Genomic DNA, 24,859 nt, shown 5'->3' with positions numbered 1-24,859 from the left:
GATGCGCCTCATGTTCCTGTCGTGCAGCGCCGCGCTGCTGCTCGCCACCGCCGCGGGCGCCGCGCAGGCCCAGCAGCGCCCGCAGGCGCGCCCGCCCGAACAGGTGCAGGTCAACGACCTGCTCTCGGAGATCCAGGTCACCAGCGGCTCGACCAGCACGCTGGACCTGGTGTGGTGGATGCCCCCGGCCTTCTGGGACGTGTCGCTAGCCCAGCAGGGCGGGATCCCCGACGACATGCGGGCGGAGATCAACGCGCTGTTCTCGCAGTACGTGGTGCTCGCCGCGGTCAGCGGCTCCATGGGCAACCTGGGGGCCGCGTCGTACATGGGCGAGGCGGAACTGCGCGACAAGCTGGTGCTGGTGGCGCCGGACGGAAGCACCCACAGGCCGCTGCCTCCGGAGGACGTGGATCCGCGGATGGCGGTGCTGGTCGGCGCGCTCAAACCCATGTTCGCCAGCACCCTCGGCCCCGTCGGCAGCAACCTGAACTTCTATGCCTTCCCCGGCCGTGCCGCGGACGGCACGCTGCTGGTCGACCCACTCAGCGACGGCACCATGACGGTGCGCATCGCCGAGACCGAGTATCCATTCCGGCTGCCGCTGGCCAGCCTGTTGGCCCCGGCCCGGGATCCCGCGACCGGCGAGGAATTCCCGGGCAACTACCGCTTCAACCCCTTCACCGGCGCACCGCTGCAGGCGGCGCAGGCCAACCGACCAGGAAACGAATGAGCCGTTACGACGCAGCAGACATCGAGGTCCTTTCCGGGCTCGATCCGGTCCGGCGCAGGCCGGGGATGTACACCGACACCTCGCGCCCCAACCACCTTGCCCAGGAGGTGGTGGACAACGCGGTGGACGAGGCCCTGGCCGGCCACGCCCGCGAGATCGAGGTGGTGCTGCACGCCGACGGCTCCTGCGAGGTCTCCGACGACGGCCGCGGCATGCCGGTGGACGTGCACCCTGAGGAAGGCGTGCCCGGCGTCGAGCTGATCCTCAGCCGCCTGCACGCCGGCGGCAAGTTCAACAACCGCAACTACACCTTCTCCGGCGGCCTGCACGGCGTCGGCGTCAGCGTGGTCAACGCGCTTTCGAAGCGGCTGGAGGTGTGGATCAAGCGCGAGGGCAGCGAGTTCCACATGGCCTTCGCCGATGGCGAGCGCGCCAGCGCGCTGGACATCGTGGGCAGCGTGGGCAAGCGCAATACCGGCACCCGGCTGCGCTTCTGGCCCGACCCGAAGTATTTCGACAGCCCGAAGTTCAACCTGCGCGCGCTGCGCCACCTGCTGCGCGCGAAGGCGGTGCTGTGCCCCGGGTTGACCGTGCGCCTGCACGACGAGCCCAGCGGCGAGCGCGACGAGTGGCGCTACGACGAGGGCCTGCGCGCCTACCTGTCGAGCGAACTGCAGAAGGGCGGGCTCGCGAAGACCGAGCTGCTGCCGCCCGACCTGTTCACCGGCTCGCTCCAGAAGGAGACCGAGATCGTCGACTGGGCGATCGCCTGGGTGGCCGACGGCGACCTGGTGCAGGAGAGCTACGTCAACCTGATCCCGACCGCGCAGCACGGCACCCACGTCAACGGCCTGCGCACCGGCTGCACCGACGCGCTGCGGGAATTCTGCGACTTCCGCAACCTGCTGCCGCGCGGGGTGAAGCTGGCGCCCGAGGACGTCTGGGACCGGGTCGCGTTCGTGCTCTCGCTGAAGATGACCGAGCCGCAGTTCAGCGGCCAGACCAAGGAGCGCCTGTCCTCGCGCCAGGCCGCCGGCTTCGTCGAGGGCGCCGCGCACGACGCGTTCTCGCTGTGGCTCAACGCGCACGTGGAACTCGGCGAGAAGATCGCGCAGCTGGCGATCGAGCGCGCCAGCGCGCGCCTCAAGACCGAGAAGCAGGTGACCCGCAAGAAGGTCACCCAGGGCCCCGCCCTGCCCGGCAAGCTCGCCGACTGCATCAGCCAGGACCTGTCGCGCACCGAGCTGTTCCTGGTCGAGGGCGACTCGGCCGGCGGCAGCGCGCGCCAGGCCCGCGACAAGGACTTCCAGGCGATCCTGCCGCTGCGCGGCAAGATCCTCAACACCTGGGAAGTGGCCTCGGGCAGCGTGCTCGCCTCCAGCGAGGTGCACGACCTCGCGGTGGCGATCGGTTGCGATCCGGGCAAGCCGGACATCTCCGGCCTGCGCTACGGCAAGATCATCATCCTCGCCGACGCCGACTCCGACGGCCTGCACATCGCCACCCTGCTCTCGGCGCTGTTCCTGCGGCATTTCCCGGCGCTGGTGGAGGCCGGGCACGTGTTCGTCGCGATGCCCCCGCTGTTCCGCGTGGACGTGGGCAAGCAGGTGTTCTACGCGCTCGACGAGGAGGAGAAGCGGCTGCTGCTCGAGCGGGTGGAACGCGAGAACATCAAGGGCGCGGTGCACGTCACCCGCTTCAAGGGCCTGGGCGAGATGAACCCCTCGCAGCTGCGCGAATCCACCATCCACCCGGACACCCGCCGGCTGGTGCAGCTCACCGTGGACGACGCCGTGGAGACGACCGCGCTGATGGACATGCTGCTGGGCAAGAAGCGGGCGGGCGACCGCAAGAGCTGGCTCGAGGACAAGGGCGACCTCGCCACGCTGGAGGTGTAACCTTCCGGCAGGCCCGGGGAGGGCCTGCAGACAAGGGGACACAATGGAACAACGCATCGCTGCCTGGATCGGCGGCTTCCTGCTGTGCACGGCCAGCGCGACCGCGGCCGCGCAGGTACCGGTCGAGGACTTCGCGCGGCACGAGGAAATCTCGTCCGCCAGCCTGTCGCCGACCGGCGAGTACGTGGCGCTGGCCGTGCCTACCGAGGACGGGATGGAGACGCGCCTGCACGTGGTCAGGCTGGACAACGGCGACACCCAGGTGCTGCGCTTCGCGCGCGGCCAGCACGTCACCGACCTGGTGTGGAGCGACGACGAGCAGATCGTCGTGGCGCGCGCGAAGATGGAGCCGCTCAAGGCGCGCCCGTACAGCTACGGCGAACTGATGAGCACCGACGTCAAGGGCCGGAACCAGGAGACGCTGTTCGCGTACGTGCCCGACTCCGGTACGCGCCGCGGCCGCCGCAAGGACGAGGGCTTCGCCTCGGTGGTGAAGGTGCTCGAGCAGGAGCCCGGCATGGTGCTGGTGGATTTCACCGCCTGGGCGGACTCCCGCCGCGACGAGGACCGCACCACCTCCATCTACAAGGTCGACACCCGCACCGGTCGTCGCGAGATGCTCGAGCAGACGCGGGAAACCGCGACCTTCCAGTTCGACCATTCCGGCCGCCCGCGCCTCAGGATCACCACCGACGACAACGACGACCCGGTGCTCGCCTACCGGCCGACGCCTGGGAGCGACTGGCAGCCGGTGCCCGGGTCGCTGGCCGGCTACGCGATGTCGCTGCGCTACGTGGCGCCCGACGACAACACCGCCTGGGCCATGATCGTGGACCGGGACGAGCCGGCGCAGCTGTACCGCGTCGACCTCGCGAAGGGCACGCGCGAGCGCCTCGCCGGGCGCCCCGACGTGGAGATCGCCTCGCTCATGTACGCCGGCCACGACGGCCCGCCCTTCGCGGTGGTGTACCGCGAGGACAAGCCGATGGTGCAGTACCTCGACACCGCTTCCGAGTGGGCGGGGCTGCACGCCGGGCTGCTCAAGGCCTTTCCCGGGCAGATGGTGTCCATCCTCGAGTGGACCCGGGACGACCGCAAGCTGCTTTTCTTCGCATGGAGCGACCGCAATCCTGGCAGCTACTACATCTTCGACCGCGACACCAACCGGGTGAAGCTGGTCAACGCGCTGCGGCCGTGGATGGATGCCGCCACGCTGTCGCCCAGCCGGCCGGTCAGCTTCCAGTCGCGCGACGGGCTCACGCTGCACGGCGTGTACACCGCGCCCGCCGGCGACGGCCCCAAGCCGCTGGTGGTGTTGCCGCACGGCGGTCCGCACGGCCCGTACGACACCTGGGGCTACGACAGCGACGTCCAGTTCCTGGCCAGCCGCGGCTACGCGGTGCTGCAGGTGAACTACCGCGGCTCCGGCGGCCGCGGCCGTGCGTTCATGGAGCGCGGCTACGGGGAGTGGGGCGGAAAGATGCAGGACGACATCGCCGACGGCGTGCGCTGGGCCATCGACGAGGGCCTCGTCGACGCCGACCGCATCTGCACCTACGGCGCGAGCTACGGCGGCTACGCCGCGATGATGCAGCCGATCCGCTACCCGGAGCTGTACAAGTGCGCGATCGGCTACGTCGGCGTGTACGACCTCGAGGTCATGAAGCAGGAGGGCGACATCACCGACCGCGCCTCCGGCCGCCGCTACCTCGACCGCGTGCTCGGCACCGACACCGCGCGGCTGAAGGCATGGTCGCCGGCGCAGAACGTCGACAGCATCACCATCCCCGTGCTGCTGGTCCAGGGCAACATCGACAAGCGCGTGCCGATGGAACAGTTCGACGCGCTGCGCAAGGCGTTCGAGGCGCGCGGGGTCCCGGTCGAGACGCTGGTTGCCCGTGGCGAGGGCCACGGCTTCTACAAGCCGGAGAACCGCGCCGAGCTCTACCGGCGCATGGAAGCGTTCCTGGACAAGTACATCGGCGACTGAGCACGCCTGCGGCGGCTGCCCCGGCCGCCGCCGCTACAGCGTGGCTTCGAGCAGGCGGCGCAACAGGGGTTGCAGCCGCGCCGCCCTGTCCGGCTCGTAGGCCCGGCTGTCCTCGTCCATGTAGGTGCGCTGGCTGGTTTCCATCTGCACCGCCTGCACGCCTTCGGCAGGATTGCCGTAGTGGCGGGTGATGTAGCCACCCTTGAAGCGGCCGTTGGCCACCCAGTCGTAGTCCGCCTGGGCCCCGAGCACGGCTTCCAGGCGGGCCTGGAGTTCCGGGGTGCAGCTCGTGCCCCCGGCGGTACCGAGGTTGAGGTCCGGCAGCCGGCCCTCGAACAGGAACGGCACCTCGCCGCGGATCGAATGCCCTTCCCACAGCACCGCGCGGCCATGCTCGGCGCGGATCCGCGCCAGTTCGCTGCGCAGGGCCTGGTGGTAGGGCCGCCAGTAGGTCTCGACCCGCGCCTGCACCTCGGCGGCGTCCGGCTCCGCGCCGGCGCGATAGACCGGTTCGCCGCTGAAGCGGACCGCCGGGCACAGGCCGGTGGTGTTCTGGCCCGGGTACAGCGAGGTGTCGTCCGGGGGCCGGTTGAGGTCCACCACGTAGCGCGAGAAGCGCGGCACCAGCACCGAGGCGCCGAGCTCGCGCGCGAAGTCGTACAGGCGCGAGACGTGCCAGTCGGTGTCCGGCGCCTGGCGCGCCGCGTCGGTCATGCGCGCGGCCAGGCTGGGCGGGATCTCGCTGCCGTCGTGGGGCAGGCTGAGCAGCAGCGGGACGCTGCCGCGGTGGAGCGTGAACACGTCCATGCGCCTGATTTTACGGTATTTCAGGCCCCGACCCGGCGGCGCTCCGCCTCCATGTCGGCGACCGGGCGGACTTCCAGGCTGCCGTAGCGCGCCCACGGGAAACCTCGCGCGATGCGCATCGCCTCCTCCTCGTCGCGGGCATTGATGAGGTTGAAGCCCGCCAGCAGCTCGCGGGTCTCGGCGAACGGGCCGTCGGTGACCCGCTCCTCGCCGCCGCGCTGGCGCAGGGTGCGGGCGGTGGACGGCGCCTCGAGCTGCTGGGCCATGACCAGCGTCCCTTGCGCCTTGAGCTCGTCCGCGTGGCGCAGGCAGCCGCGCATCAGCGCGTCGTATTCGTCGTCGGGGAGCGCCTCGATCAGCGCCTCGTCGATGTTGACCAGGATCAGGAATTGCATGGCAACGGGAAGCTCGGGCGGGGCCCCATGATGCCCCAGCCCGGTCCCGCCCGCGCGGGATGTCGATTTCGTGGCCGCCCGCGCGTCGTACGGAGTGAAGGGCGCGGATTCCCCGGCCCGAAGAAGAGGAAACCGACATGAAGGTGATGGTGCTGGTGAAGGCGACCCCGGAAACCGAAGCCGGGCAGATGCCCTCGACCGAGGAACTGCGGGCGATGGGCGAGTTCAACGACGAACTGATCGCGGCGGGGATCATGCTCGCCGGCGAAGGGCTGCATCCGACGTCAAGGGCGCGCCGGGTGCGCTTCGACGACGGCGGCCGCCATCGCGTCACCGACGGCCCCTTCGCCGAGACCCGCGAACTGCTCGCCGGCTACTGGCTGTGGCAGGTGCGCTCGCTCGACGAGGCCACCGAGTGGATCAAGCGCGCCCCCTTCCAGGCCGGTGCCGAACTGGAGCTGCGACCGGTGTTCGAGATGGAGGACTTCGGCGAGGCCCTCACCCCCGAACTGCGCGCCGGGGAACAGCGCCAGCGGCAACTCACCGGCAACCATTGAACGAGGACGTGGCATGAAACTGATTCCCTTCCTGAATTTCCAAGGCCAGGCACACGATGCGATGGCGTTCTACGCACATGCCCTGGGCGGCCAAGTGGTGTCCGAGACCAGGTACCGCGACTTGCCGCCAATGGACGGAGGCGACGACGGGGGCGACGAAGGATGCGGCGGGATGTCGCCCGAGTCCCTCGACCAGGTGGCGCATTGCCAGGTGGATGCCGGCGGCGCCGTGCTGATGGCAGCCGACGGCCCGCCGCTCGGCGACGGTGCCGACCCCGCGGCCGCCACCACCATCAACGTGGATGTCGGCGACGTCGGCGAGGCGGAGCGGGTGTTCGCGGCGCTGGCGGACGGCGGCAAGGTGCTGATGCCGCTGGGCGAAACGCCGTGGGCGCACCGCTGGGGACTGTTGCTGGACCGCTACGGCAAGCCGTGGATGGTCAATTGCATGAAACAGGGGTGAGGTGCTTTGATCGGCGCATGGACGCGGCCGCGCTGCACGACATCCTGGGCACGCTCTGGCGCATGGAGTCGCCGGGGCTGATCGCGCGGCTGGCGCGCCAGCTCCGCGACCTGGACCAGGCCGAGGACCTGGTCCAGGACGCCTGGATCGCGGCGCTCGAGCACTGGTCGGCCCACGGCGTGCCGGACAACCCCGCCGCGTGGCTCACCACCACCGCGCGCAACCGCGCGATCGACGCGATCCGCCAGCAACGGCGCATCCGCGAGAAGCACGAGCACTGGGGCCCGGAGGAAACCGCGCCGCAAGCCATGACCGCACCCGACGACAACCAGGCACTCGAGGACGATATCGGCGACGACCTGTTGCGGCTGGTGTTCGTCGCCTGCCACCCGGCCTTGTCCGCGGACGCGCGGGTCGCGCTCACGCTGAAGCTGCTGTGCGGCCTGTCGACCCCCGAGATCGCGCGCGCGTTCCTGGTTCCGGAGGCGACCATCGCGCAACGCATCGTGCGCGCCAAGCGCACGCTCGCGCGCGAGCAGGTGCCGTTCGAGGTGCCGCGCCGCGACGCGCTCCCCGAGCGCCTGGAGTCGGTGCTGGAGGTGGTCTACCTGGTGTTCAACGAAGGCTACGCGGCCAGTGCCGGTGACGCCTGGATGCGCACGGGCCTGTGCGAGGAGGCGCTGCGCCTGGGCCGCATCCTGGCCCATCGCATGGCGGACGAGGCCGCGGTGCACGGACTGCTGGCGCTGATGGAACTGCAGGCCTCGCGCAGCGCCGCGCGGGTCGGCGCTGACGGCAACCCGGTCCTGCTGGACGCGCAGGACCGGCGGCGCTGGGACCACGGCCAGATCGCGCGCGGCCAGGCCGCGCTGCAGCGCGCGCTCGCACTCGGCGGCGCGCGCGACAGCTACGTGCTGCAGGCGGCGATCGCCGAATGCCATGCCCGCGCGCGACGCGCGGAGGACACCGACTGGCCGAGGATCGCGGCGCTGTACACCGCGCTGGCCCGGGCCCACCCTTCGCCGGTAGTGGAACTCAACCGGGTGGTCGCGGTGTCGCGCTCGCAGGACGCCGACGCGGCCTGGGTCCTGCTGCAGCCGCTGCTCGGGGAACCGAAGCTGCAGCAGTACGCGCCGCTGCACGCGGTACACGGGGACCTGCTGCAGCGGCTGGGGCGCGCGCGCGAAGCCGGCGAGGCCTTCTCCCGTGCCGCGGAGCTGACCGCGAACGCGGGCGAGAAGGCGGTGTTGTCGGCGCGCGCGGAAGCCGCGCTGCGCTGACCGCTACATCAGCACCACTTCCTCGGCCGAGGTCGGGTGGATCGCCACCGTCGCGTGCAGGTCGGCGAGGGTGATGCCGCGCTTCAGCGCCACCGCGAATCCCTGCAGCATCTCGTCGGCGGCGTCGCCGAGCAGGTGGATCCCGACCACGCGCTGCTCCTCGCCGACGCAGACCAGCTTGAACAGGCTGCGCTGGGGCACATCGGCCAGCGCGTTGAGCATCGGCCGGAAACCGCTGCGGTGCACCGTGACGGTGTCGCCGTGGCGCTCGCGCGCCTGCTCTTCGGTCAGCCCGACCACGCCGACCGGGGGATGCGAGAACACCACGGTGGGCACGTCGTCGTAATCCAGCCTGGCCTCCGCCTGGCCGCCGAACAGGCGGTCCATCAACCGGCGCGCGGCGGCGATCGCGACCGGGGTCAGCTCGATGCGGCCGGTGACGTCGCCGACGGCGTGGATGCCGTCCACGCTGGTGCGCTGGAAGGCGTCCACCACGACGTGGCCGCGCGCGTCCAGCGCCACCCCGGCCTCCTCGAGGCCGATGCCGGCGGTGTTGGGGCGGCGCCCGGTGGCGAAGACGACGCAGTCGAACGCGTCGCTCTCGCGGCCGTCGCCGCCGCGCACGGTGACCGCGCCCGGGCTGCCGCCCAGACCCAGCACCGCGTGCCCGAAGTTCAGGCGCAGGCCCTGCTGGCGCAGGTCCTCGCCGAGCTGCGCGGCGATCTCGCCGTCGAAGCCGTTGAGCAGGCGCTCGCCGCGCACGAACAGTTCGACCCGGCTGCCGAGCGCCTGCAGCACCGCGCCCAGCTCGACCGCGATGTAGCCGCCGCCGACCACCGCGACCCGCGCCGGCGCCGCGGTGAGGCCGAAAAAGCCGTTGGAGTCGATCCCGAGCCCGGCCCCGGGGATGTCCGGCCGCCAGGCGTGTCCGCCGGTCGCCAGCAGCACCTGGCCGGCGCGCAGGCTGACGCCGTTGTCGCAGGCCACAGTCCCCGGCCCGGCCAGCCGCCCGCGCACAGGCATCAGCGCGATCCCGGCCTCGTCCAGGCGCCGCAGGTAGCTCTGGTGGATGTTGCCGATGTAGCGCTGGCGGAAGGCGATGAACGCCGGCCAGTCCAGCGCCGGCGGGCCGTCCGGCAGGTCGAAGCCGAGTTGCTTCGCGATCGCCAGCCTGTGCGCGAGGTCCGCCGCCAGCCACATCGCCTTCTTCGGCACGCAGCCGACGTTGACGCAGGTGCCGCCGAGGTCGCCCGGTTCGAGCAGCGCCACCCGCGCCCCGTGGCGCGCCGCGCGGAAGGCACCGGCGAGCCCACCGGAACCGCCGCCGACGACCACGAGGTCGAAGTCAGTGCCGTCGAAATCCGTGCCCATGCGCCCACCCTACCGCCAACTTGAACCCCGGCGCCATCTCCAAGACCATGGTCCTTCACGCAATGGAAGGAAGCACGATGCACGCACGCACCGGCCAGGTCGCCGGACACCCGTCACCCGCGCTGCACCGCGAAATCGTCCTGGCGGACGAGCATTCCCGGTTCCAGCACATCCGCGTCATCCGGCACCCGCAATACGGCGGCCAGCTGTACCTGGACGGGGACCTGCAGGTCTCCGAATCCGACAGCGCCTACGGGGTGGCGATGACCAGCCCGCTGCTGCAGCTGCGGCGGCTCGAGCGGGTGGCGATCCTGGGGGGTGGCGACGGTGGCGTGCTGTGCGAATTGCTGCGGACCCTGGAACCGCTGGGCCCGATGCCCGCGGAGATCAGCATGATCGAGATCGACGCACGCGTGATGGAGCTGTCGCGCGAGCACCTGCCCGGGACCTGCGGCGACGCCTTCGACAGCCGGCACGCCAAGGTCGTCGTCGGCGACGCCTTCGGCTGGATCGAGCGCGCCCGCGACCTCGACGCGGTGGTCTATGACCTGACCATGGACCCGGTGCGCGAAGGCCAGGGCCGCGCCGAGTTCATCGAGCGCATCATCGCCAACATCGCCCGCGCGCTGCGTCCCGGCGGCGTGCTGAGCATGCAGTGCTGCGGCCACGGCCTGCACGACGCCGGCGACCGCGCCACGCGCCGCGAGCTGCTGCCGCAGATCCGCGCGGCGGTGGACGCGCATTTCGAAGGCCGCTGCGAGCAGGACGTGCTGGTGCCCTCGTACCGCGACCTGTGGACGTTCCTGAGCGCGCGCAAGCCCGCCTGACGCACCTTCAGCGCCAGCCCGGGCGCAACGCGTAGGCCTCGTCGAACAACGCCTCGAGCCCGGCATGGGTGCCGCGGAGGCGGTCGACCACGGCCCGGGCCCAGTCGAAGTATTCGCAGCGTCGCTCGAGCGACCAGCCCTGCGGCGGGGCCGCGACCAGGTCGCGCAGGTTGGCGATCTTGTCCGCGAGCTCCACCAGCCGCGCATCCTCCGGCAGTACGGCGGCGCGCTCCACCTGCGTGCGCTTGCGCTCCTCCTTCGGCAGCGTCTTGTCGTCGCTGCAGGCCTGGACGCAGGCGAGCACCCGCTCGCCGAAGCGCTGGCGCAGGATGTCCGACCCCTCCGCCACGGAGGGTTGGCCCGAGCGGCCGCAGCAATCCTCCAGGTAGTCGTGCAGGACCGCCGCGACCAGCACGTCGGGGTCGCCGACGCCGCCCTCCACCGCGAGCAGCCAGACCAGTTCGATCGGATGGTTGATGTAGGGCGTGACGCGGTCCTTGCGCCGCTGCTCGCGGTGCGCGTCGGCAGCGAACTGCAAGGCGTCGACGACCCGGGCAAGCAGCATGGCCCTGTCGCTGTCCATCGTGTTTTCCCCTGTTCCCCATCATCGAAAGACGGCGGACCGCCGGCAAGCCGGTCAGGCCTTGTCCGCGAACTGTGATGGCCGTCGCAGATGCCCTGCGAACGGCGACGGAGGCGTTAACATCCCGGCATGTCCTCCCTGCCCTGGCTCGCGCCTTCCGCCGCCGCCCCGGAGCTCCGCATCGCCGTGTCCTCGCTGGTCGCGGCACTGGCGATCTTCGTGGCCGCCTGGCTGTTCAACTGGCTGGTGCGGCGCGCGCTCGACCGGCTGTGCAAGCGCTACGACTTCGCGCCGGCGTTCGCGATCGGCACGCGGCGGGCGATCGGCTTCCTGGTCTACACGATCGCCTTCGTGGCGATCCTGCAGCGGCTGGGCGTCTCGGGCTCGGCTCTGTGGGGCACGCTCACCGGCTTCGTGGCGGTCGGCGCGGTGGCCTTCTTCGCGGCCTGGAGCGTGCTCTCGAACATCTTCTGCACGCTGCTGATCCTGACCACGCGCCCGTTCCGCCTCAACGATCGCATCGAACTGCTCGAGAACGGCGAGAAGCCCGGGCTCAAGGGCCGGGTGATCGACATCAACTTCGTCTACACCACGCTGCACGAGACCGCGGAGGACGGCAGCGACACGGTGCTGCAGATCCCGAATTCGCAGTTCTTCCAGAAGATCACCCGGCGCTGGCGCGGCGGATCCGACTAGCGCGCCAGCTCGACCCAGGTGGGGGCGTGGTCGCTGGCCTTGGGCAGGCCGCGCACCCAGCGGTCGACGCCGGCGGCCTTCAGCCGCTTCGCGAGCACCGGGTTCAGCAGCAGGTGGTCGATACGCAGCCCGGCGTTCCTGGGCCAGTGGTCGCGGAAGTAGTCCCAGAAGGTGAACACCTGCTCGTCGGGGAACAGCGTGCGCAGGGAGTCGGTCCAGCCCTGCGCCAGCAATGCCGCGTAGCGTTCGCGCGATTCCGGCTGCAACAGCGCGTCCTTGCGCCAGGAGCGCGGGTTGTAGATGTCGAAGTCCGTGGGCACGACGTTGTAGTCGCCGACCATCGCCACCGGGTGCTCACTGGCCACCAGCGACCTGGCATGGCGCAGCAGCCGGTCCATCCAGCGCAGCTTGTAGTCGAACTTCGGACCCGGCTGCGGATTGCCGTTGGGCAGGTAGAGGCAGGCGACCATGATCCCGTGCACGGCGGCCTCGAGGTAGCGGGCTTGTTCGTCCTCGCGCTCGCCGGGCAGCCGGCGGCGGCTTTCGACCGGCTCGGAGTCGCGCGCGAGGATCGCCACGCCGTTCCAGGACACCTGCCCCTGCCACAGCGCGCCGTAGCCGGCGGCTTCGATCTCGGCGCGCGGGAACGCCTCGTGGCGTGCCTTCAGTTCCTGCAGGCAGGCGATGTCGGGGCGTTCCCGCTCGAGCCACTGCAACAGGTGCGGCAACCGCGAGCGGATGCCGTTGATGTTGAACGTCGCCAGGCGCAGCGGCTGCTTCTTGCGGGGCACCCGCGCAGCCTGTCACCGCCGGCGTGACGGCGCCTTGACGGCCGCCGCGTCCGGGCGCGCGTCAGGCCCAGGGATCGCGCAGGACGATGTTCGCGTCGCGGTCCGGCCCGGTGCTGACGATCGCCAGCGGGCTGCCGGCCAGTTCCTCCAGCGCGCGCAGGTAGGCGCGCGCGGCGGGCGGCAGCCGGTCCCACTCGGTGATGCCGTGGGTGGACTCCTCCCAGCCCGGGAACTCCAGGTACACCGGCTTGCACTCCTCCCAGCCTTCGGCGTCGAGCGGGGCGTACTCGGTGCGCTTGCCGTGGTACTCGTAGGCGATGCAGATCTTCAGCGTCTCGAAGCCGTCGAGCACGTCGAGCTTGGTGATGCACAGCCCGTTGATGCCGTTGATCGCGACCGCGCGCTTGAGCGCGACGATGTCCATCCAGCCGCAGCGCCGCGGGCGGCCGGTGGTGGCGCCGTATTCCTGGCCGCGGTCGCGCAGGCGCTGGCCGTCGTCGTCGAACAGCTCGGTCGGGAACGGCCCGCCGCCGACGCGGGTGGCGTAGGCCTTGGCGATGCCGAGCACGTAGTCGATCGCGTCGGCGCCGACGCCGGTGCCGGCGAGCGCGCCGCCGATGGTGGTGTTGGACGAGGTGACGTACGGATAGGTGCCGTGGTCGATGTCGAGCAGCGAGCCCTGCGCGCCCTCGAACAGCACGCGCTTGCCCTGCTTGCGCAGCTCGTGCAGGACGCCGGCGACGTCGGACTTCATCGGCTCGATGTACTCGCCGAACGCGACCGCCTCGTCGAGGGTCTGCTGGAAGTCCACCGGCTCGACGCCGAGGTACTTCGTCAACACGAAGTTGTGGTAGTCGAGGGTGCCGCGCAGGGTCTCGGCCAACTCGTGCGGGTAGCGCAGGTCGGCGACGCGGATGCCGCGGCGCGCGACCTTGTCCTCGTAGGCCGGGCCGATGCCGCGGCCGGTGGTGCCGATGGCCTTGCCGCCGGCGGCCTTCTCGCGCGCCTGGTCGAGGGCGATGTGGTACGGCATGATGATCGGCGTCGCCGGGCTGATCTTCAGCCGCGAGCGCACGTCCACGCCGGTCGCCTCCAGCTCCTCGATCTCCTTGCGCAGCGCGCCCGGGTGCAGGACCACGCCGTTGCCGATCAGGCACAGCGCGTCGGGCCGCATCATCCCCGAGGGAATCAGGTGCAGGACGGTCTTCTTGCCGTTGATGACCAGCGTGTGGCCGGCGTTGTGGCCGCCCTGGAAGCGCACGACCGCGCCGATGTCCTGCGTGAGCAGGTCGACGATCTTGCCCTTGCCTTCATCGCCCCACTGGGCACCGAGGACTACGACTGACTGACCCATTCACATGCTCCTTGGTGGTGCCGGTGTGGGAGCGCGCCTTGCGCGCGATCGCGGCCAAGGGCCGCTCCCACAGGTCGCGGCGCGAGCGCCGCTCCTACAGTGCCTATGATCGCACGAGCATCAGGGCCAGCAGGCCGCCGGCCATCACCACCGCCCCCAGGCTGCGCAGGGCCCGGTTGGGCAGCGCGTGGAGCTGCTCCGCGGCCCGGCGCCAGGCGTCGGGCATGGCGAACAGCATCAGCCCCTCCAGCACCGCGACCAGGCACAGGGCCGCCCACAGGTCGCTCATCGGTCGTCGCGCAGGTACTCGAGGAAGGGATCGTCCTCGTCCAGCACGATCGCCGCGTTGCCGCCGTCGAAAGCCTTGCGGTACGACTCGAGGCTGCGATGGAAGGCGTAGAAGGCGGCGTCGCGGCCGTAGGCATCGGCGTAGATCCGCGTGGCCTCGGCGTCGCCCTCGCCGCGCAGCTTCTGCGCGTCGCGTTCCGCCTCGGCCAGGATCACCCGCCGCTGGCGGTCGGCCTCGGAGCGGATCTGCTGCGACAGCTCCTCGCCCTCGGCGCGCAGCTGCGCGGCGACCTGGTGGCGCTGCGCGCGCATGCGCCGGTACACCTGCTCGATCACCTCGCCGCCCGGCGGCAGGTCGATGCGCTTGATGCGGATGTCCACGATGCGGATGCCGAGGGTGGCGGCGCCGCGATTGATGGCGTCGAGCTGCTGCGCGACCATCTGGTTGCGGTCGCCAGACACCACCTGCTGCAGCGTGCGCGAGTTGATCTCGTTGCGCAGCGAGTCCTTGATGATCGGTGCCAGGCGCGCCACGGCGATGGTCTCGTCGCCGCCGGTGGCGCGGTAGAAGGTGGTCACGTCCTCGATCTTGCCGATCGAGAAGAAGTCCACGCTCACGTCCTTCTTCTCGCTGGTCAGGTAGCGCTCGGGCTCGGCGTCGAGCACCTGCAGGCGTTCGTCGTAGACGTGCGCGGTCTCGACCAGCGGCCACTTGAAGTGCAGGCCCGGGCCGACGTCGGCGCGGACCACGCGGCCCAGGTTGAGCACGATGCCGACATGGCCTTCGCGCACGACGTAGGTCGAGCTCATCAGCAGCAGCACGGCGGCCACCGCGGCGGCGATCCAGAGGTTCAGTCTCACGGGCGGGCCTCCCCGCGTCCCGACGGACGCGGCTCGCGCACCGGGCGCGTGGTGGTGGGCGGGTTGCTGTCCACGGTCGGCGAGATCATCTCCGGCGTGAGCAGCGGCGGCGTCGCGGCGCTGGCCGGGGACCCCTGGCCCGGCGCCATCGGCACGTAGATCAGCTGGTTGCCATCGGCGCCGACGATGGTGCGGTTGCCTGCCAGCACGCTCTCGACCGTCTCCAGCCACAGCCGCTTGCGCGTCACTTCGGGCGCCTGGCGGTAGGCGTCCAGCAGCAAGCTGAAGCGCTCCGCGTCACCGGTCGCCTCGGCGATGGCGGCGGTCTTGTAGCCCTCGGCCTCGGTGCGCACGCGCGCGGCCTGGCCGCGCGCCTCGGGCACGATCTTGCTGGCGTAGGCCTCGGCCTCGTTCTCCAGCCGCTCCTTGTCCTGCTGCGCGGAGTTTACGTCGTCGAACGCGGGCTTGACCTCCTCCGGAGGCCGCGCGTTGGGCAGGTTGAGCTCGGTCACGATCAGGCCGGTCTGGTATTCGCCCAGCGCCGCCTGCAGGCGCTCGCGCGCCGAGACGGAGAGCGCGCTGCGGGCGCTGAGGACGGTGTCGAGGTCGGAGCGGCCGACCTGCTCGCGCACCGCGCTCAGGGTCGCCTGCTGCAGCACCTCGTCGGCGTTGCGGGTGCCGAACAGGTACAGGATCGGGTCGTCCACGCGGTACTGCACGTTGACCTCGACGGTGACGATGTTCTCGTCGCGGGTCAGCACCGGCACGGTGTCGTTGAAGTTCTTGATCGAGGTCGCGTCCACCTTGGCCACGCGCTCGATCGGCCACGGCCACTTCAGGTGCGGGCCGGGCTGCATCACGCGCGCGACCTCGCCGAAGCGCAGCACCACGCCGCGCTGCTGCTCGGCGATCAGGGTGAAGCTGTTGAACAGCAGCCAGGCCACGATCGCGATCGCGATCCAGCGCGCCGGGCCGGCACCGCCGCCATCGCCGTCGCCGCCGAACACGCCACGCAGCGGGTCGAGGAGCCGGTCGAGGGGGCTGCCGCCGCCGCGCCGACGCGGGTTGCGGCCGTCCTTGCCGGACCCGCCGGGGATGTTCCAGGCCATCTGATCTCCAAGTGGGCACGCCGCCGGGGCATGCGCGAGTCGTTCGATTCTAGGCGGGGGGTCCGCCCTGCTCAACCAGCAGCGGCTGCAGCGGCGCGCCCCAGTCGTGGTGCGCGAGGCGCACGGCATCGGCATGCGCGAGGTCCAGGTCGAGGGTCCAGCCGTGCTCGTCGTGGGCTTCGCCGCGGATCGCGCCGATCTCGTGCAGGCGCGCGCGCAGCCGCCCGGAATGCGGCGGCAGGCGCAACTCGGCGCGGATCCGGCGCAGGCCGAGCCGGGCGCCGAGCGCGGCGCGCAGCAGGTCGACGCCGAGGCCGTCGCGGGCCGAGACCCAGACCCGCTCGCGGCTGCCCGGATCGCCGGCCACGGCCGGCGCGTCGTGGCGCGGGGCCGCCGCGCCGCCCTCGAGCCGGTCGATCTTGTTGTAGACCAGCAGTTGCGGGATCTCGCCGGCGCCGATCTCGGCCAGCACCGCGTCCACCTGGGCGATGCGCTCCTCGCGCAGCGGATCGGCCGCGTCCACCACGTGCAGGAGCAGGTCGGCCTCGCGCGCCTCGCTCAGGGTCGAGCGGAACGCGGCCACCAGCTCGTGCGGCAGGTCGCGCACGAAGCCCACGGTGTCGGCCAGCACCACGGTGCCGCCGGGAAGCACGATCCGGCGCACGGTCGGGTCGAGGGTCGCGAACAGCTGGTCGGCGGCATAGGCGCCGGCCCCGGTCAGGGCGTTGAACAGCGTGGACTTGCCGGCGTTGGTGTAGCCGACGAGGGCGACGCGCGGCAACTCGCTGCGCACGCGCGCGCGGCGCATCTGGTTGCGTTGGACCTCGACCTTGTCGAGGCGCTTCGACAGTTGCTCGACCCGCTTCTGCAGCAGGCGCCGGTCGGTCTCGAGCTGGGTCTCGCCGGGGCCGCGCAGGCCGATCGAGCCGCCGCGCTGGCGCTCCAGGTGGGTCCAGCCACGCACCAGCCGCGTGGCGATGTGGCGCAGTTGCGCCAGCTCGACCTGCAGCTTGCCCTCGGCGCTGCGCGCGCGCTGGGAGAAGATGTCCAGGATCAGCCCGGTGCGGTCGACCACGCGCCGCTCCAGCGCCTTCTCCAGGTTGCGCTCCTGCACCGGGGTCAGGGCATGGTTGACCAGGATGAGGTCGGCGCCGGTGGCGTCCGCCGCGGCCTTGACCTCGTCCAGCTTGCCGCTGCCGATCAGGGTCGCGGGGTTGGGCCGGTCGATGCGGGCCGGCAGCATCACCGCCACGGTGGCCCCGGCCGAGCGCGCGAGCTCCGCGAACTCCTCGACCACGCCGTCGTCGGGCGGGCCGCCCGCGTGGGGCTGGATCAGCAGCGCGGTCTCGCCCTTGCGGGAACGTTCGAACATGCTGTCCCAGATGGGGGCTGCGCCGGCAGATTCAATCGCGGCGCCAGCGCCGCTCCTACGCCAGCTCTTCGGCCTCGGCCTCTTCCGCCGCGCTCCCGCCCAGGCGCACGTTGCGCGCCGGCACCACGGTGGAAATGGCGTGCTTGTAGACCATCTGGCTGACGGTATTGCGCAGCAGGACGACGAACTGGTCGAACGACTCGATCGTGCCCTGGAGCTTGATGCCGTTCACCAGGTAGATCGAGACCGGCACGCGCTCGCGCCGCAACGCATTGAGGAATGGATCCTGCAAGGACTGCCCCTTGGACATGTGTACTCCCCTACCCCTGGGCTTCTTCTGAGTGTTGTTGGGCCCCGAGCGCCGATCTTAACCCGGTTTTCACAAAAAGTTTCACAGGAACCTGGCGACGGAAGCGTTCAGTTTCGCGGCGTCTGCGGCCGGATCGAACCAGCGCGCGCCCAGTTCGCCGCGCAACCACGTGAGCTGGCGCTTCGCCAGCTGGCGAGTGGCCGAGATCGCGCGTTCGCGGAACCCGGCCGCGGTGGTGGCCCCGTCCAGGTGCTCCCACGCCTGGCGGTAGCCGACCGCCCGGATCGCGGGCAGGTCCAGCGGTGCGGGGTGGGCGGCCAGCTCCGGCAGCGCGCGCAGGGCCCGCACCTCGTCGAGCAGGCCCTGGGCCAGCATCTGGTCGAAGCGGCGGGCGATGCGCTCGTGCAACACCGAACGGTCGGCCGGAGCCAGCACCAGCTGGAGCACGCGCACCGGCAGCCGCGGCCGCAACCCCTCGCGCTGCCACGCGCTGATCGGCCGCCCGCTGAGGCGGTACACCTCGAGCGCGCGCTGGATCCGCTGGGCGTCGGTGGCGTGGATGCGCGCGGCGGCTTCCGGGTCCACCTGCGCGAGCTCGGCGTGCAGGGCGGCCCAGCCGCGCCCGGCGGCCTCCCGTTCCAGCATGGCGCGCATGCCGGCATCGGCGCCAGGCATTCCCGCGAGCCCGCGCAGCAGCGCGCGGAAGTAGAGGCCGGTGCCGCCGGCCAGGATCGGAAAACGCCCGCGCGCGACGATGTCCTCGATCGCGGCGCGCGCGTCGCGCTCGAACTCGGCCGCCGAGTACGCCTGCCACGGATCGCGCAGGTCGATCAGGTGGTGGCGCGCGCGTGCCTGCTCGGCGGGACCCGGCTTGGCGGCGCCGATGTCCAGGCCGCGGTACACCAGCGCCGAATCGACGCTGACCACTTCGCCGCCGTGGCGCTCCGCCAGCTCCAGTGCCAGCGCGGTCTTGCCCGAGGCGGTCGGCCCCATCAGCGCGAGCGCGGGCGGGCGTTGCATGGCCGGGCTCAGTAGCCTCCGCCGAGCTGCGCGCGGACCTTGTCGTGGGTGCGCTGCACGTGGCCCGGCGGCTCGGGTCCGAGCAGGCTCACCACCACGATCGCGACCAGCGCCGAGAAGAAGCCCGGCACCATCTCGTACAGCTGGCTGCCGTACTGGTCCACCGCGACCTGCTTCCAGGCGATGACCACGATCGCGCCGGTGAGCATGCCGGCCAGCGCGCCGGCGCGGGTCATGCGCTTCCACGACAGCGACACCAGCACCAGCGGGCCGAAGGCCGCGCCGAAACCGGCCCAGGCGTAGCTGACCAGGCCGAGTACGCGGCTCTCCGGGTCGCGGGCGATCCAGATCGCCACCAGCGCCACCGCCAGTACCATCGCGCGGCCGACCCAGACCAGCTCGCGCTGCGAGGCCAGCGGGCGCAGGAAGCCGCGATAGAGGTCCTCGGTGAGCGCGCTCGAGCACACCAGCAGCTGGCACGACAGCGTGCTCATGATCGCGGCCAGGATCGCCGACAGCAGCACGCCGGCGACCCACGGGTCGAACAGCAGCGTCGCCAGCGCGATGAAGATCCGCTCCGGGTTGCCCCCGAGCGCCCCGACCTGTTCCGGGTTCATGGCGAAGTAGGCGTTGCCGAACAGGCCCACCGTGATCGCGCCGGCCAGGCACAGGATCATCCAGGTCATGCCGATGCGGCGCGCCCGCGGGATGGTCGCGAGGCTGTCGGCGGCCATGAAGCGGGCGAGGATGTGCGGCTGGCCGCAATAGCCCAGGCCCCAGGCCAGCAGCGAGACGATGCCGACGAAGCCGAGTTCGCCGCCGCGGAACCAGTCCAGCTTGGCCGGGTCCACGTGCTCGATCATCGCCAGGCTGTGGCCGAGCCCGCCGGTGCTGAAGATCACCACCACCGGCGTCAGGATCAGCGCGAAGATCATCAGCGTGGCCTGCACCGTGTCGGTCCAGCTGACCGCCAGGAAGCCGCCGACCAGGGTGTACAGGATGGTCGCCGCCGCGCCCCACCACAGCGCCTGTGCATAGGGCAGCCCGAACACGCTCTCGAACAGGCGCGCGCCGGCGACGATGCCGCTGGCGCAGTACACCGCGAAGAACACCAGGATCACCAGCGCGGCGATCACGCGCAGCAGCTTGCCGGTGTCGGCGAAGCGGTTGGTGAAGTAGTCCGGCAGCGTCAGCGCGTTGCTGGCGTGCTCGGTGTAGACCCGCAGCGGACCGGCCACGAACTTCCAGTTGGCCCAGGCTCCCAGCACCAGGCCGAGCGCGATCCAGGCTTCCGACACGCCGGCCAGGTACAACGCCCCGGGCAGGCCGAGCAGCAGCCAGCCGCTCATGTCGGAGGCGCCGGCCGACAGCGCGGTGACGTAGCTGCCGAGCGAGCGCCCGCCGAGGATGTAGTCGTCGAAGCTGCGCGTGGAGCGCCAGGCCCAGAAGCCGATGCCAACCATCAGCAGCAGGTAGGCGGCGAAGGTCACGAGCAGCGGCGTCGATGCGGTCATGCGGTTCCCCTGTAGGAGCGGCGCGCGCGCCGCGACCGGTGTTCCGGCCGCACAGGGTATCGCGGCGCGAGCGCCGCTCCCACAAGGCGGATGCTAGTCGTCGTCGGGCCAGCGGATCGCGGGGGGCGCGGGCTCGGCCCGGGGCATCGGCTGGGCGGCGACGGCGTTCCAGACCTCCAGCGCGTCCACCGTGGCGGCGACGTCGTGCACGCGCAGGATCCGCGCGCCGCGCTGCGCGGCGACCAGGTGGGCGGCGACCGAGCCGTGCACGCGTTCGCGCGGGTCGTCGCGGCCGGTGAGCTCGCCGATGGTCCGCTTGCGCGACAGGCCGGCGAGCACCGGCACCCCGAGTTCGGTAAAGCGTTCGAGTTGCGCGAGCAGCAGCAGGTTGTGGTCGCGGGTCTTGCCGAAACCGAAGCCCGGGTCCACCACGATCCGCTTCTTGTCGATGCCGGCCATCTCCGCGGCGAAGATGCGCTCCGCCAGGAAACGGTGGACCTCGGCGACGACGTCGTCGTAGCGCGGGTCGTGCTGCATCGAGCGCGGCTCGCCGAGCATGTGCATCAGCACCACCGGCACGCCGAGCGACGCGGCCGTTTCCAGCGCGCCTTCGCGGCGCAGGGCGTAGACGTCGTTGAGCATGCCGGCGCCGGCTTCCACCGCGGCGCGCATCACCTCCGGCTTGGAGGTGTCGACGCTCACCGGCAGCCCGGTCTCGCGCGCGAGCTGGGTGACGACCGGCACCACGCGGCGCAGTTCTTCCTCGAGGGGGACTTCCTCGGCACCGGGACGGGTGGATTCGCCGCCGACGTCGAGGATGTCGGCGCCCTCTTCGGCCAGCCTCAGCCCGTGCGCGACGGCGTCCTCCAGGCTGGCGTGTTCGCCGCCGTCCGAGAACGAGTCCGGAGTGACGTTGACGATGCCCATGACCCGGGGGCGGTCGAGCTTGAGGATGCGGCCGGCGCAGTCGAGCTGGGGGGCGGTGTCGAACATCCCGAGAGCATACCCGCAGCGGACGCGGTGGCATGCGCGGACCCCCGAAGTGCGAGCTTCGGGTAGGCGCTCTCGCGGGAAAGGCGGTGCCCCTGCCCTCCTCCAGAGCGTTTTGAGTCGTCGGTCAGGGGCACCGCCTTCCCCGCTACGCTTCCCGGCACTCGAAGCCTGCGGCTTCTTGTAGCCGAGCATGCGCTACTCGCTTGAGGTACGCGCTGCCGGGTGGGGTAGCCCTTTGGGCGAAATCAAGGAGGAGGCCGAAGGCCGGGGGACATTCGCCCAAAGGGCTGCCCCACCCGGCAAGAAGCGCCGACCCGAAGCGGGCCGGCGTCGCGGCGCAAGCGCCGCCCTACACTTCGGCGGGGCCGCCGATGGTGATGGTCTTGGGGCGCTCCTTGGCCGGGCCGCCGGGGCTCCAGCCCATCGGCGGCGGCGGGTCGCGGCCTTCCATGATCGCGTCGATCTGCGGCACGTCGATGGTCTCGTACTCCAGCAGCAGCTTGGCCATCGCGTGCAGCTTGTCGAGGTTCTCGGTCAGCAGCTGGCGGGTGCGGCCGTAGGCGCGGTCGAGGATGTCGCGCACGACCTCGTCGATCTTGCGCGCGGTCTCGTCCGACACGTTCTTGTGCTGGGTCACCGAGCGGCCGAGGAACACTTCGTCCTCCTCCTCGCCGAAGGTGATCGGTCCCAGCTCCGACAGGCCCCACTTGGTGACCATGTTGCGCGCCATCTTGGTCGCGCGCTCGATGTCGTTGCTGGCGCCGGTGGTGACCTTGTCCTCGCCGAAGATCAGCTCCTCGGCCACGCGCCCGCCGTACAGCGAGCACAGCTGCGATTCGATCGCGGTCTTGTTGTAGCTGTACTTGTCGCCCTCGGGGAGGTACATGGTCACGCCCAGGGCGCGGCCGCGGGGGATGATCGTGACCTTGTAGACCGGGTCGTGCTCCGGCACCAGGCGGCCGACGATCGCGTGCCCGGCCTCGTGGTAGGCGGTGAGCGTCTTCTCCTGCTCGCTCATCGCCATCGAGCGGCGCTCGGCGCCCATCATGATCTTGTCGCGGGCCTTGTCGAAGTGCTCCATGCGCACTTCCTTGGCGTTCTCGCGCGCGGCGAACAGCGCCGCCTCGTTGACCAGGTTGGCGAGGTCCGCGCCGGAGAAACCCGGGGTGCCGCGCGCGACCACCATGGCCTCGACGTCGTCCGCCAGCGGCACCTTGCGCATGTGCACGCGCAGGATCTGCTCGCGGCCCTTGACGTCGGGCAGGCCGACCACGACCTGGCGGTCGAAGCGGCCCGGGCGCAGCAGCGCGGGGTCGAGCACGTCGGGGCGGTTGGTCGCCGCGACCACGATCACGCCCTCGCCGCCCTCGAAGCCGTCCATCTCGACCAGCAGCTGGTTGAGGGTCTGCTCGCGCTCGTCGTGGCCGCCGCCGAGGCCGGCGCCGCGGTGGCGGCCGACCGCGTCGATCTCGTCGATGAAGATGATGCACGGCGCGTGCTTCTTGGCCTGCTCGAACATGTCGCGCACGCGCGAGGCGCCGACGCCGACGAACATCTCGACGAAGTCGGAACCGGAAATAGAGAAGAACGGCACCTTGGCCTCGCCGGCGATGGCCTTGGCCAGCAGCGTCTTGCCGGTGCCCGGCGGGCCGACCATCAGCACGCCGCGCGGGATCTTGCCGCCCAGCTTCTGGAACTTGGTCGGGTCGCGCAGGAACTCGACCAGTTCGGACACTTCCTCCTTGGCCTCGTCGCAGCCGGCGACGTCGGCAAAGGTGATCTTGGTCTGGTCCTCGTTGAGCAGCTTGGCGCGCGAACGGCCGAAGGACATCGCGCCCTTGCCGCCGCCCTGCTGCATCTGGCGCATGAAATACACCCAGATGCCGATGAACAGCAGCCAGGGCAGCACGTTGATCAGGATCATGCCCAGCGAGAGCCCGCTCGACGGCGGCGCCTGCACCAGGCGCACGTCGTGGTTCAGCAGGTCCGCGACCAGGTCCTTGTCGTTCGGCGCATAGGTGGTGAACTTGCTGCCGTCCTTGCGCTCGCCGGTGATGGTGGTGCGGTCCTCTGCGATCTTGACCTGGGCCACGCGGTCGGCCTGCACTTCCTGCACGAACTGGTCGTAGGTCAGCGGCTGGGTGGCCGCGGACTTCGGGCTGAAGCTCTGGAACACTAGCATCAGCACGGCGGCGACGACGACCCAGAGCAGCAGGTTTTTCACGAGATCGTTCATTTGGCAGGGGCGTTCACTTTGGGCTGGACAACTTGTCCTGGGCGAGGGCGTAGACCTCGGGCGAGCGCCTGCGCGAGGCGGCAGGCTTGCGGATGGACACTTTCGCATACCTGCGCCGCAGTTCCCGCAGGTAGTCGTCGAACCCGGCGCCCTGGAACAGCTTGATCAGGAAGGTCCCGCCCGGTCGCAGGTGGTTGTCGGCGAAGTCCATGGCCAGCTCCGCCAGGTACATCATGCGCGGCTGGTCCACCGCGTCCATGCCACTTTTATTGGGGGCCATGTCGGAAAGCACAAGGTCGACCGGGGCGCCGCCCAGCGTCGCTTCCAGTTCCGATAGGACCGCATCCTCCCTGAAGTCGCCATGAAGGAACTCGACCCCGGCCAGCGAGGGCATCTCCAGGATGTCCAGCGCGATCACCCGCCCCTGCTCGCCCAGCGCCTGCCGCACCCACTGCGACCAGCCCCCGGGAGCGGCGCCGAGGTCCACTACGGTCATGCCCGGCTTGAGGAAGCGGTCGCGCGCGACCAGCTCCTCGAGCTTGTACGCCGCACGCGAGCGCATGCCCTCGGCCTGCGCCTTCTTCACGTACGGGTCGGAGAAGTGCTCCTTCAGCCAGCGTTGGCTGGACTTGCTGCGCGTGGCCATGGTCGCGGCCATGATACCCTGCGGCTCCCGCCCCGCCGTTGATTTTCCCTGCCATGCCGACCGCCCTGACCGCCGCGCAGACCCGCTTCCTCCGCGGCCAGGCGCACGACCTCCGGGCGATGCTGCAGGTCGGCGGCAAGGGCGTCACCGAGGCCCTGCTGGCCGAACTCGACCTGGCGCTGGAGCACCACGAGCTGGTCAAGGTGAAGGTCGCCGCCGCGGACCGCGAAGAGCGCGACGCGCTGGTCGCGCGGCTCGCCGACGGCACCGGTGCCGCGCTGGTCCAGCGCATCGGCCACGTCGCGGTGCTCTACCGCCCGTCCACCGACCATCGGCAGATCGTGCTGCCGCGCGCCTGAGATGCAGCTCCACCAGGAACGCCCCGACTACGCATACGTGCTGCGCGGCGCCGGCGGCGACACCGCCACCGTCAACGATCGCGTGCTCCGCGAGAGCTTCATCCTCGCCCCGGACCGGCTGCTCGAGGGCTGGGGCGTGCGCGACGTCGCCAGCCTGGGCATCGCCGACCTGGAGCCGGCGCTGGCGCTGCAACCCGAGGTGCTGGTGCTGGGCACCGGCGCGGCGCAGGCATTCCCGCCGCCGGAGACCGTGGCCGCGTGCCTGGCGCGCGGCGTCGGCCTCGAGGCGATGACCAATGCCGCCGCCGCGCGCACCTACACGGTGCTGGCGGCCGAGGAGCGGAAAGTCGTGGCGGCGTTCGTTTTTCCGCTGTAGGAGCGCGCCTTTCGGGCGATCGCGGCCAAGGGC

General features: G+C 71.0%; 26 protein-coding genes. 10 read left to right on the top strand and 16 right to left on the bottom strand.

Annotation, left to right across the window (positions count from 1 at the left end):
• Position 1 precedes the first annotated feature (1 nt).
• Genes E4F25_RS00420 through E4F25_RS00410 form a run of 3 tightly spaced genes read left to right on the top strand, consistent with a single transcriptional unit; the run spans position 2 to position 4,618 of the window.
• On the top strand, positions 2 to 730 hold the full coding sequence (locus E4F25_RS00420; RefSeq protein WP_140908325.1) for a hypothetical protein: 729 nt from the start codon (positions 2 to 4) through the stop codon (positions 728 to 730).
• Positions 727 to 2,628: a DNA topoisomerase IV subunit B gene (gene parE, locus E4F25_RS00415; protein WP_140908324.1), complete on the top strand. Its 1,902-nt coding sequence runs from the start codon at positions 727 to 729 to the stop codon at positions 2,626 to 2,628. Before E4F25_RS00420 ends, parE begins: the two co-directional genes overlap by 4 nt.
• A 43-nt stretch (positions 2,629 to 2,671) precedes the next feature.
• Positions 2,672 to 4,618, top strand: a complete 1,947-nt coding sequence (locus E4F25_RS00410) for an alpha/beta hydrolase family protein (protein WP_140908323.1) — start codon at positions 2,672 to 2,674, stop codon at positions 4,616 to 4,618.
• Positions 4,619 to 4,651: 33 nt separating this feature from the next.
• On the opposite strand, the gene hutG is transcribed toward E4F25_RS00410, so the two are convergent.
• Together hutG and E4F25_RS00400 are read right to left on the bottom strand one after the other, a co-directional pair.
• The gene (gene hutG / locus E4F25_RS00405; protein WP_140908322.1) at positions 4,652 to 5,425 is read right to left on the bottom strand and encodes an N-formylglutamate deformylase; all 774 of its coding nucleotides are present in this window, start codon (positions 5,423 to 5,425) and stop codon (positions 4,652 to 4,654) included.
• Positions 5,426 to 5,445: 20 nt separating this feature from the next.
• On the bottom strand, positions 5,446 to 5,820 hold the full coding sequence (locus E4F25_RS00400) for a YciI family protein (RefSeq protein WP_140908321.1): 375 nt from the start codon (positions 5,818 to 5,820) through the stop codon (positions 5,446 to 5,448).
• A 137-nt stretch (positions 5,821 to 5,957) separates the two neighbouring features.
• Here E4F25_RS00400 and E4F25_RS00395 point away from each other — a divergent pair, with 137 nt between their 5' ends.
• Genes E4F25_RS00395 through E4F25_RS00385 form a run of 3 tightly spaced genes read left to right on the top strand, consistent with a single transcriptional unit; the run spans position 5,958 to position 8,120 of the window.
• Complete coding sequence (locus E4F25_RS00395; protein ID WP_140908320.1) at positions 5,958 to 6,377, top strand: YciI family protein; 420 nt, start codon at positions 5,958 to 5,960, stop codon at positions 6,375 to 6,377.
• A gap of 13 nt (positions 6,378 to 6,390) precedes the next feature.
• Positions 6,391 to 6,840 carry a VOC family protein gene (locus E4F25_RS00390; protein WP_140908319.1) on the top strand — a complete coding sequence of 150 codons (450 nt, stop codon included), beginning with the start codon at positions 6,391 to 6,393 and terminating at the stop codon, positions 6,838 to 6,840.
• 17 nt (positions 6,841 to 6,857) lie between these two features.
• Complete coding sequence (locus E4F25_RS00385; protein ID WP_246069674.1) at positions 6,858 to 8,120, top strand: RNA polymerase sigma factor; 1,263 nt, start codon at positions 6,858 to 6,860, stop codon at positions 8,118 to 8,120.
• A gap of 3 nt (positions 8,121 to 8,123) precedes the next feature.
• Here the strand turns inward: E4F25_RS00385 and gorA are convergent, their stop codons facing one another.
• Positions 8,124 to 9,491 carry a glutathione-disulfide reductase gene (gene gorA / locus E4F25_RS00380; RefSeq protein WP_140908318.1) on the bottom strand — a complete coding sequence of 456 codons (1,368 nt, stop codon included), beginning with the start codon at positions 9,489 to 9,491 and terminating at the stop codon, positions 8,124 to 8,126.
• A gap of 77 nt (positions 9,492 to 9,568) precedes the next feature.
• Here gorA and E4F25_RS00375 point away from each other — a divergent pair, with 77 nt between their 5' ends.
• Positions 9,569 to 10,318 (top strand): spermine/spermidine synthase domain-containing protein, encoded by a 750-nt coding sequence (locus tag E4F25_RS00375; RefSeq protein ID WP_246069672.1) that lies wholly within the window; start codon positions 9,569 to 9,571, stop codon positions 10,316 to 10,318.
• Between the two features lie 7 nt (positions 10,319 to 10,325).
• Here E4F25_RS00375 and E4F25_RS00370 read toward each other — a convergent pair whose 3' ends face one another.
• Entirely contained in the window at positions 10,326 to 10,901 is a 576-nt protein-coding gene (locus E4F25_RS00370; RefSeq protein ID WP_220433160.1) for an HD domain-containing protein, read from the bottom strand.
• Between the two features lie 129 nt (positions 10,902 to 11,030).
• On the opposite strand from E4F25_RS00370, the gene E4F25_RS00365 reads away from it, so the two are divergent.
• Positions 11,031 to 11,597, top strand: a complete 567-nt coding sequence (locus E4F25_RS00365; RefSeq protein ID WP_140908317.1) for a mechanosensitive ion channel family protein — start codon at positions 11,031 to 11,033, stop codon at positions 11,595 to 11,597.
• Here the strand turns inward: E4F25_RS00365 and xth are convergent.
• The 12 genes from xth to rlmE all read right to left on the bottom strand — a co-directional run bounded on the left by xth (position 11,594) and on the right by rlmE (position 24,091).
• Positions 11,594 to 12,388, bottom strand: coding sequence for an exodeoxyribonuclease III (gene xth / locus E4F25_RS00360; protein ID WP_220433159.1), 795 nt, complete (start codon positions 12,386 to 12,388; stop codon positions 11,594 to 11,596). The two genes, E4F25_RS00365 and xth, sit on opposite strands and share 4 nt — an antisense overlap.
• A 61-nt stretch (positions 12,389 to 12,449) precedes the next feature.
• A complete protein-coding gene (locus tag E4F25_RS00355; protein WP_140908316.1) occupies positions 12,450 to 13,742 on the bottom strand; it encodes an adenylosuccinate synthase in 1,293 nt (430 codons plus the stop codon).
• Positions 13,743 to 13,845: 103 nt separating this feature from the next.
• Positions 13,846 to 14,031: a DUF2065 domain-containing protein gene (locus E4F25_RS00350; protein WP_140908315.1), complete on the bottom strand. Its 186-nt coding sequence runs from the start codon at positions 14,029 to 14,031 to the stop codon at positions 13,846 to 13,848.
• Positions 14,028 to 14,891 carry a protease modulator HflC gene (hflC, locus tag E4F25_RS00345; RefSeq protein ID WP_140908314.1) on the bottom strand — a complete coding sequence of 288 codons (864 nt, stop codon included), beginning with the start codon at positions 14,889 to 14,891 and terminating at the stop codon, positions 14,028 to 14,030. Before hflC ends, E4F25_RS00350 begins: the two co-directional genes overlap by 4 nt.
• Positions 14,888 to 16,000 carry an FtsH protease activity modulator HflK gene (gene hflK, locus E4F25_RS00340; RefSeq protein ID WP_140908313.1) on the bottom strand — a complete coding sequence of 371 codons (1,113 nt, stop codon included), beginning with the start codon at positions 15,998 to 16,000 and terminating at the stop codon, positions 14,888 to 14,890. Before hflK ends, hflC begins: the two co-directional genes overlap by 4 nt.
• Before the next feature lie 49 nt (positions 16,001 to 16,049).
• A complete protein-coding gene (hflX, locus tag E4F25_RS00335; protein WP_140908312.1) occupies positions 16,050 to 17,372 on the bottom strand; it encodes a ribosome rescue GTPase HflX in 1,323 nt (440 codons plus the stop codon).
• 55 nt (positions 17,373 to 17,427) lie between these two features.
• The gene (gene hfq, locus E4F25_RS00330; protein ID WP_140908311.1) at positions 17,428 to 17,682 is read right to left on the bottom strand and encodes an RNA chaperone Hfq; all 255 of its coding nucleotides are present in this window, start codon (positions 17,680 to 17,682) and stop codon (positions 17,428 to 17,430) included.
• A gap of 81 nt (positions 17,683 to 17,763) precedes the next feature.
• On the bottom strand, positions 17,764 to 18,702 hold the full coding sequence (gene miaA / locus E4F25_RS00325) for a tRNA (adenosine(37)-N6)-dimethylallyltransferase MiaA (RefSeq protein WP_140908310.1): 939 nt from the start codon (positions 18,700 to 18,702) through the stop codon (positions 17,764 to 17,766).
• A gap of 8 nt (positions 18,703 to 18,710) precedes the next feature.
• Complete coding sequence (gene putP / locus E4F25_RS00320) at positions 18,711 to 20,216, bottom strand: sodium/proline symporter PutP (RefSeq protein ID WP_140908309.1); 1,506 nt, start codon at positions 20,214 to 20,216, stop codon at positions 18,711 to 18,713.
• Between the two features lie 93 nt (positions 20,217 to 20,309).
• A complete protein-coding gene (gene folP / locus E4F25_RS00315) occupies positions 20,310 to 21,209 on the bottom strand; it encodes a dihydropteroate synthase (protein ID WP_140908308.1) in 900 nt (299 codons plus the stop codon).
• 349 nt (positions 21,210 to 21,558) lie between these two features.
• Positions 21,559 to 23,445 (bottom strand): ATP-dependent zinc metalloprotease FtsH, encoded by a 1,887-nt coding sequence (gene ftsH / locus E4F25_RS00310; protein ID WP_140908307.1) that lies wholly within the window; start codon positions 23,443 to 23,445, stop codon positions 21,559 to 21,561.
• A gap of 13 nt (positions 23,446 to 23,458) precedes the next feature.
• Positions 23,459 to 24,091, bottom strand: coding sequence for a 23S rRNA (uridine(2552)-2'-O)-methyltransferase RlmE (gene rlmE / locus E4F25_RS00305; RefSeq protein ID WP_140910233.1), 633 nt, complete (start codon positions 24,089 to 24,091; stop codon positions 23,459 to 23,461).
• 53 nt (positions 24,092 to 24,144) lie between these two features.
• Between rlmE and yhbY the strand changes: the two genes are divergently transcribed.
• Together yhbY and E4F25_RS00295 are read left to right on the top strand one after the other, a co-directional pair.
• Complete coding sequence (gene yhbY, locus E4F25_RS00300) at positions 24,145 to 24,450, top strand: ribosome assembly RNA-binding protein YhbY (RefSeq protein ID WP_140908306.1); 306 nt, start codon at positions 24,145 to 24,147, stop codon at positions 24,448 to 24,450.
• 1 nt (position 24,451) lies between these two features.
• Positions 24,452 to 24,826: an Mth938-like domain-containing protein gene (locus E4F25_RS00295; RefSeq protein ID WP_140908305.1), complete on the top strand. Its 375-nt coding sequence runs from the start codon at positions 24,452 to 24,454 to the stop codon at positions 24,824 to 24,826.
• Positions 24,827 to 24,859 lie beyond the last annotated feature (33 nt).

The sequence above is a fragment of the Cognatiluteimonas lumbrici genome, from assembly GCF_006476065.1.
Classification (GTDB): Bacteria; Pseudomonadota; Gammaproteobacteria; order Xanthomonadales; family Xanthomonadaceae; genus Cognatiluteimonas; species Cognatiluteimonas lumbrici.
This window is presented reverse-complemented; position numbering and strand designations above follow the sequence as displayed.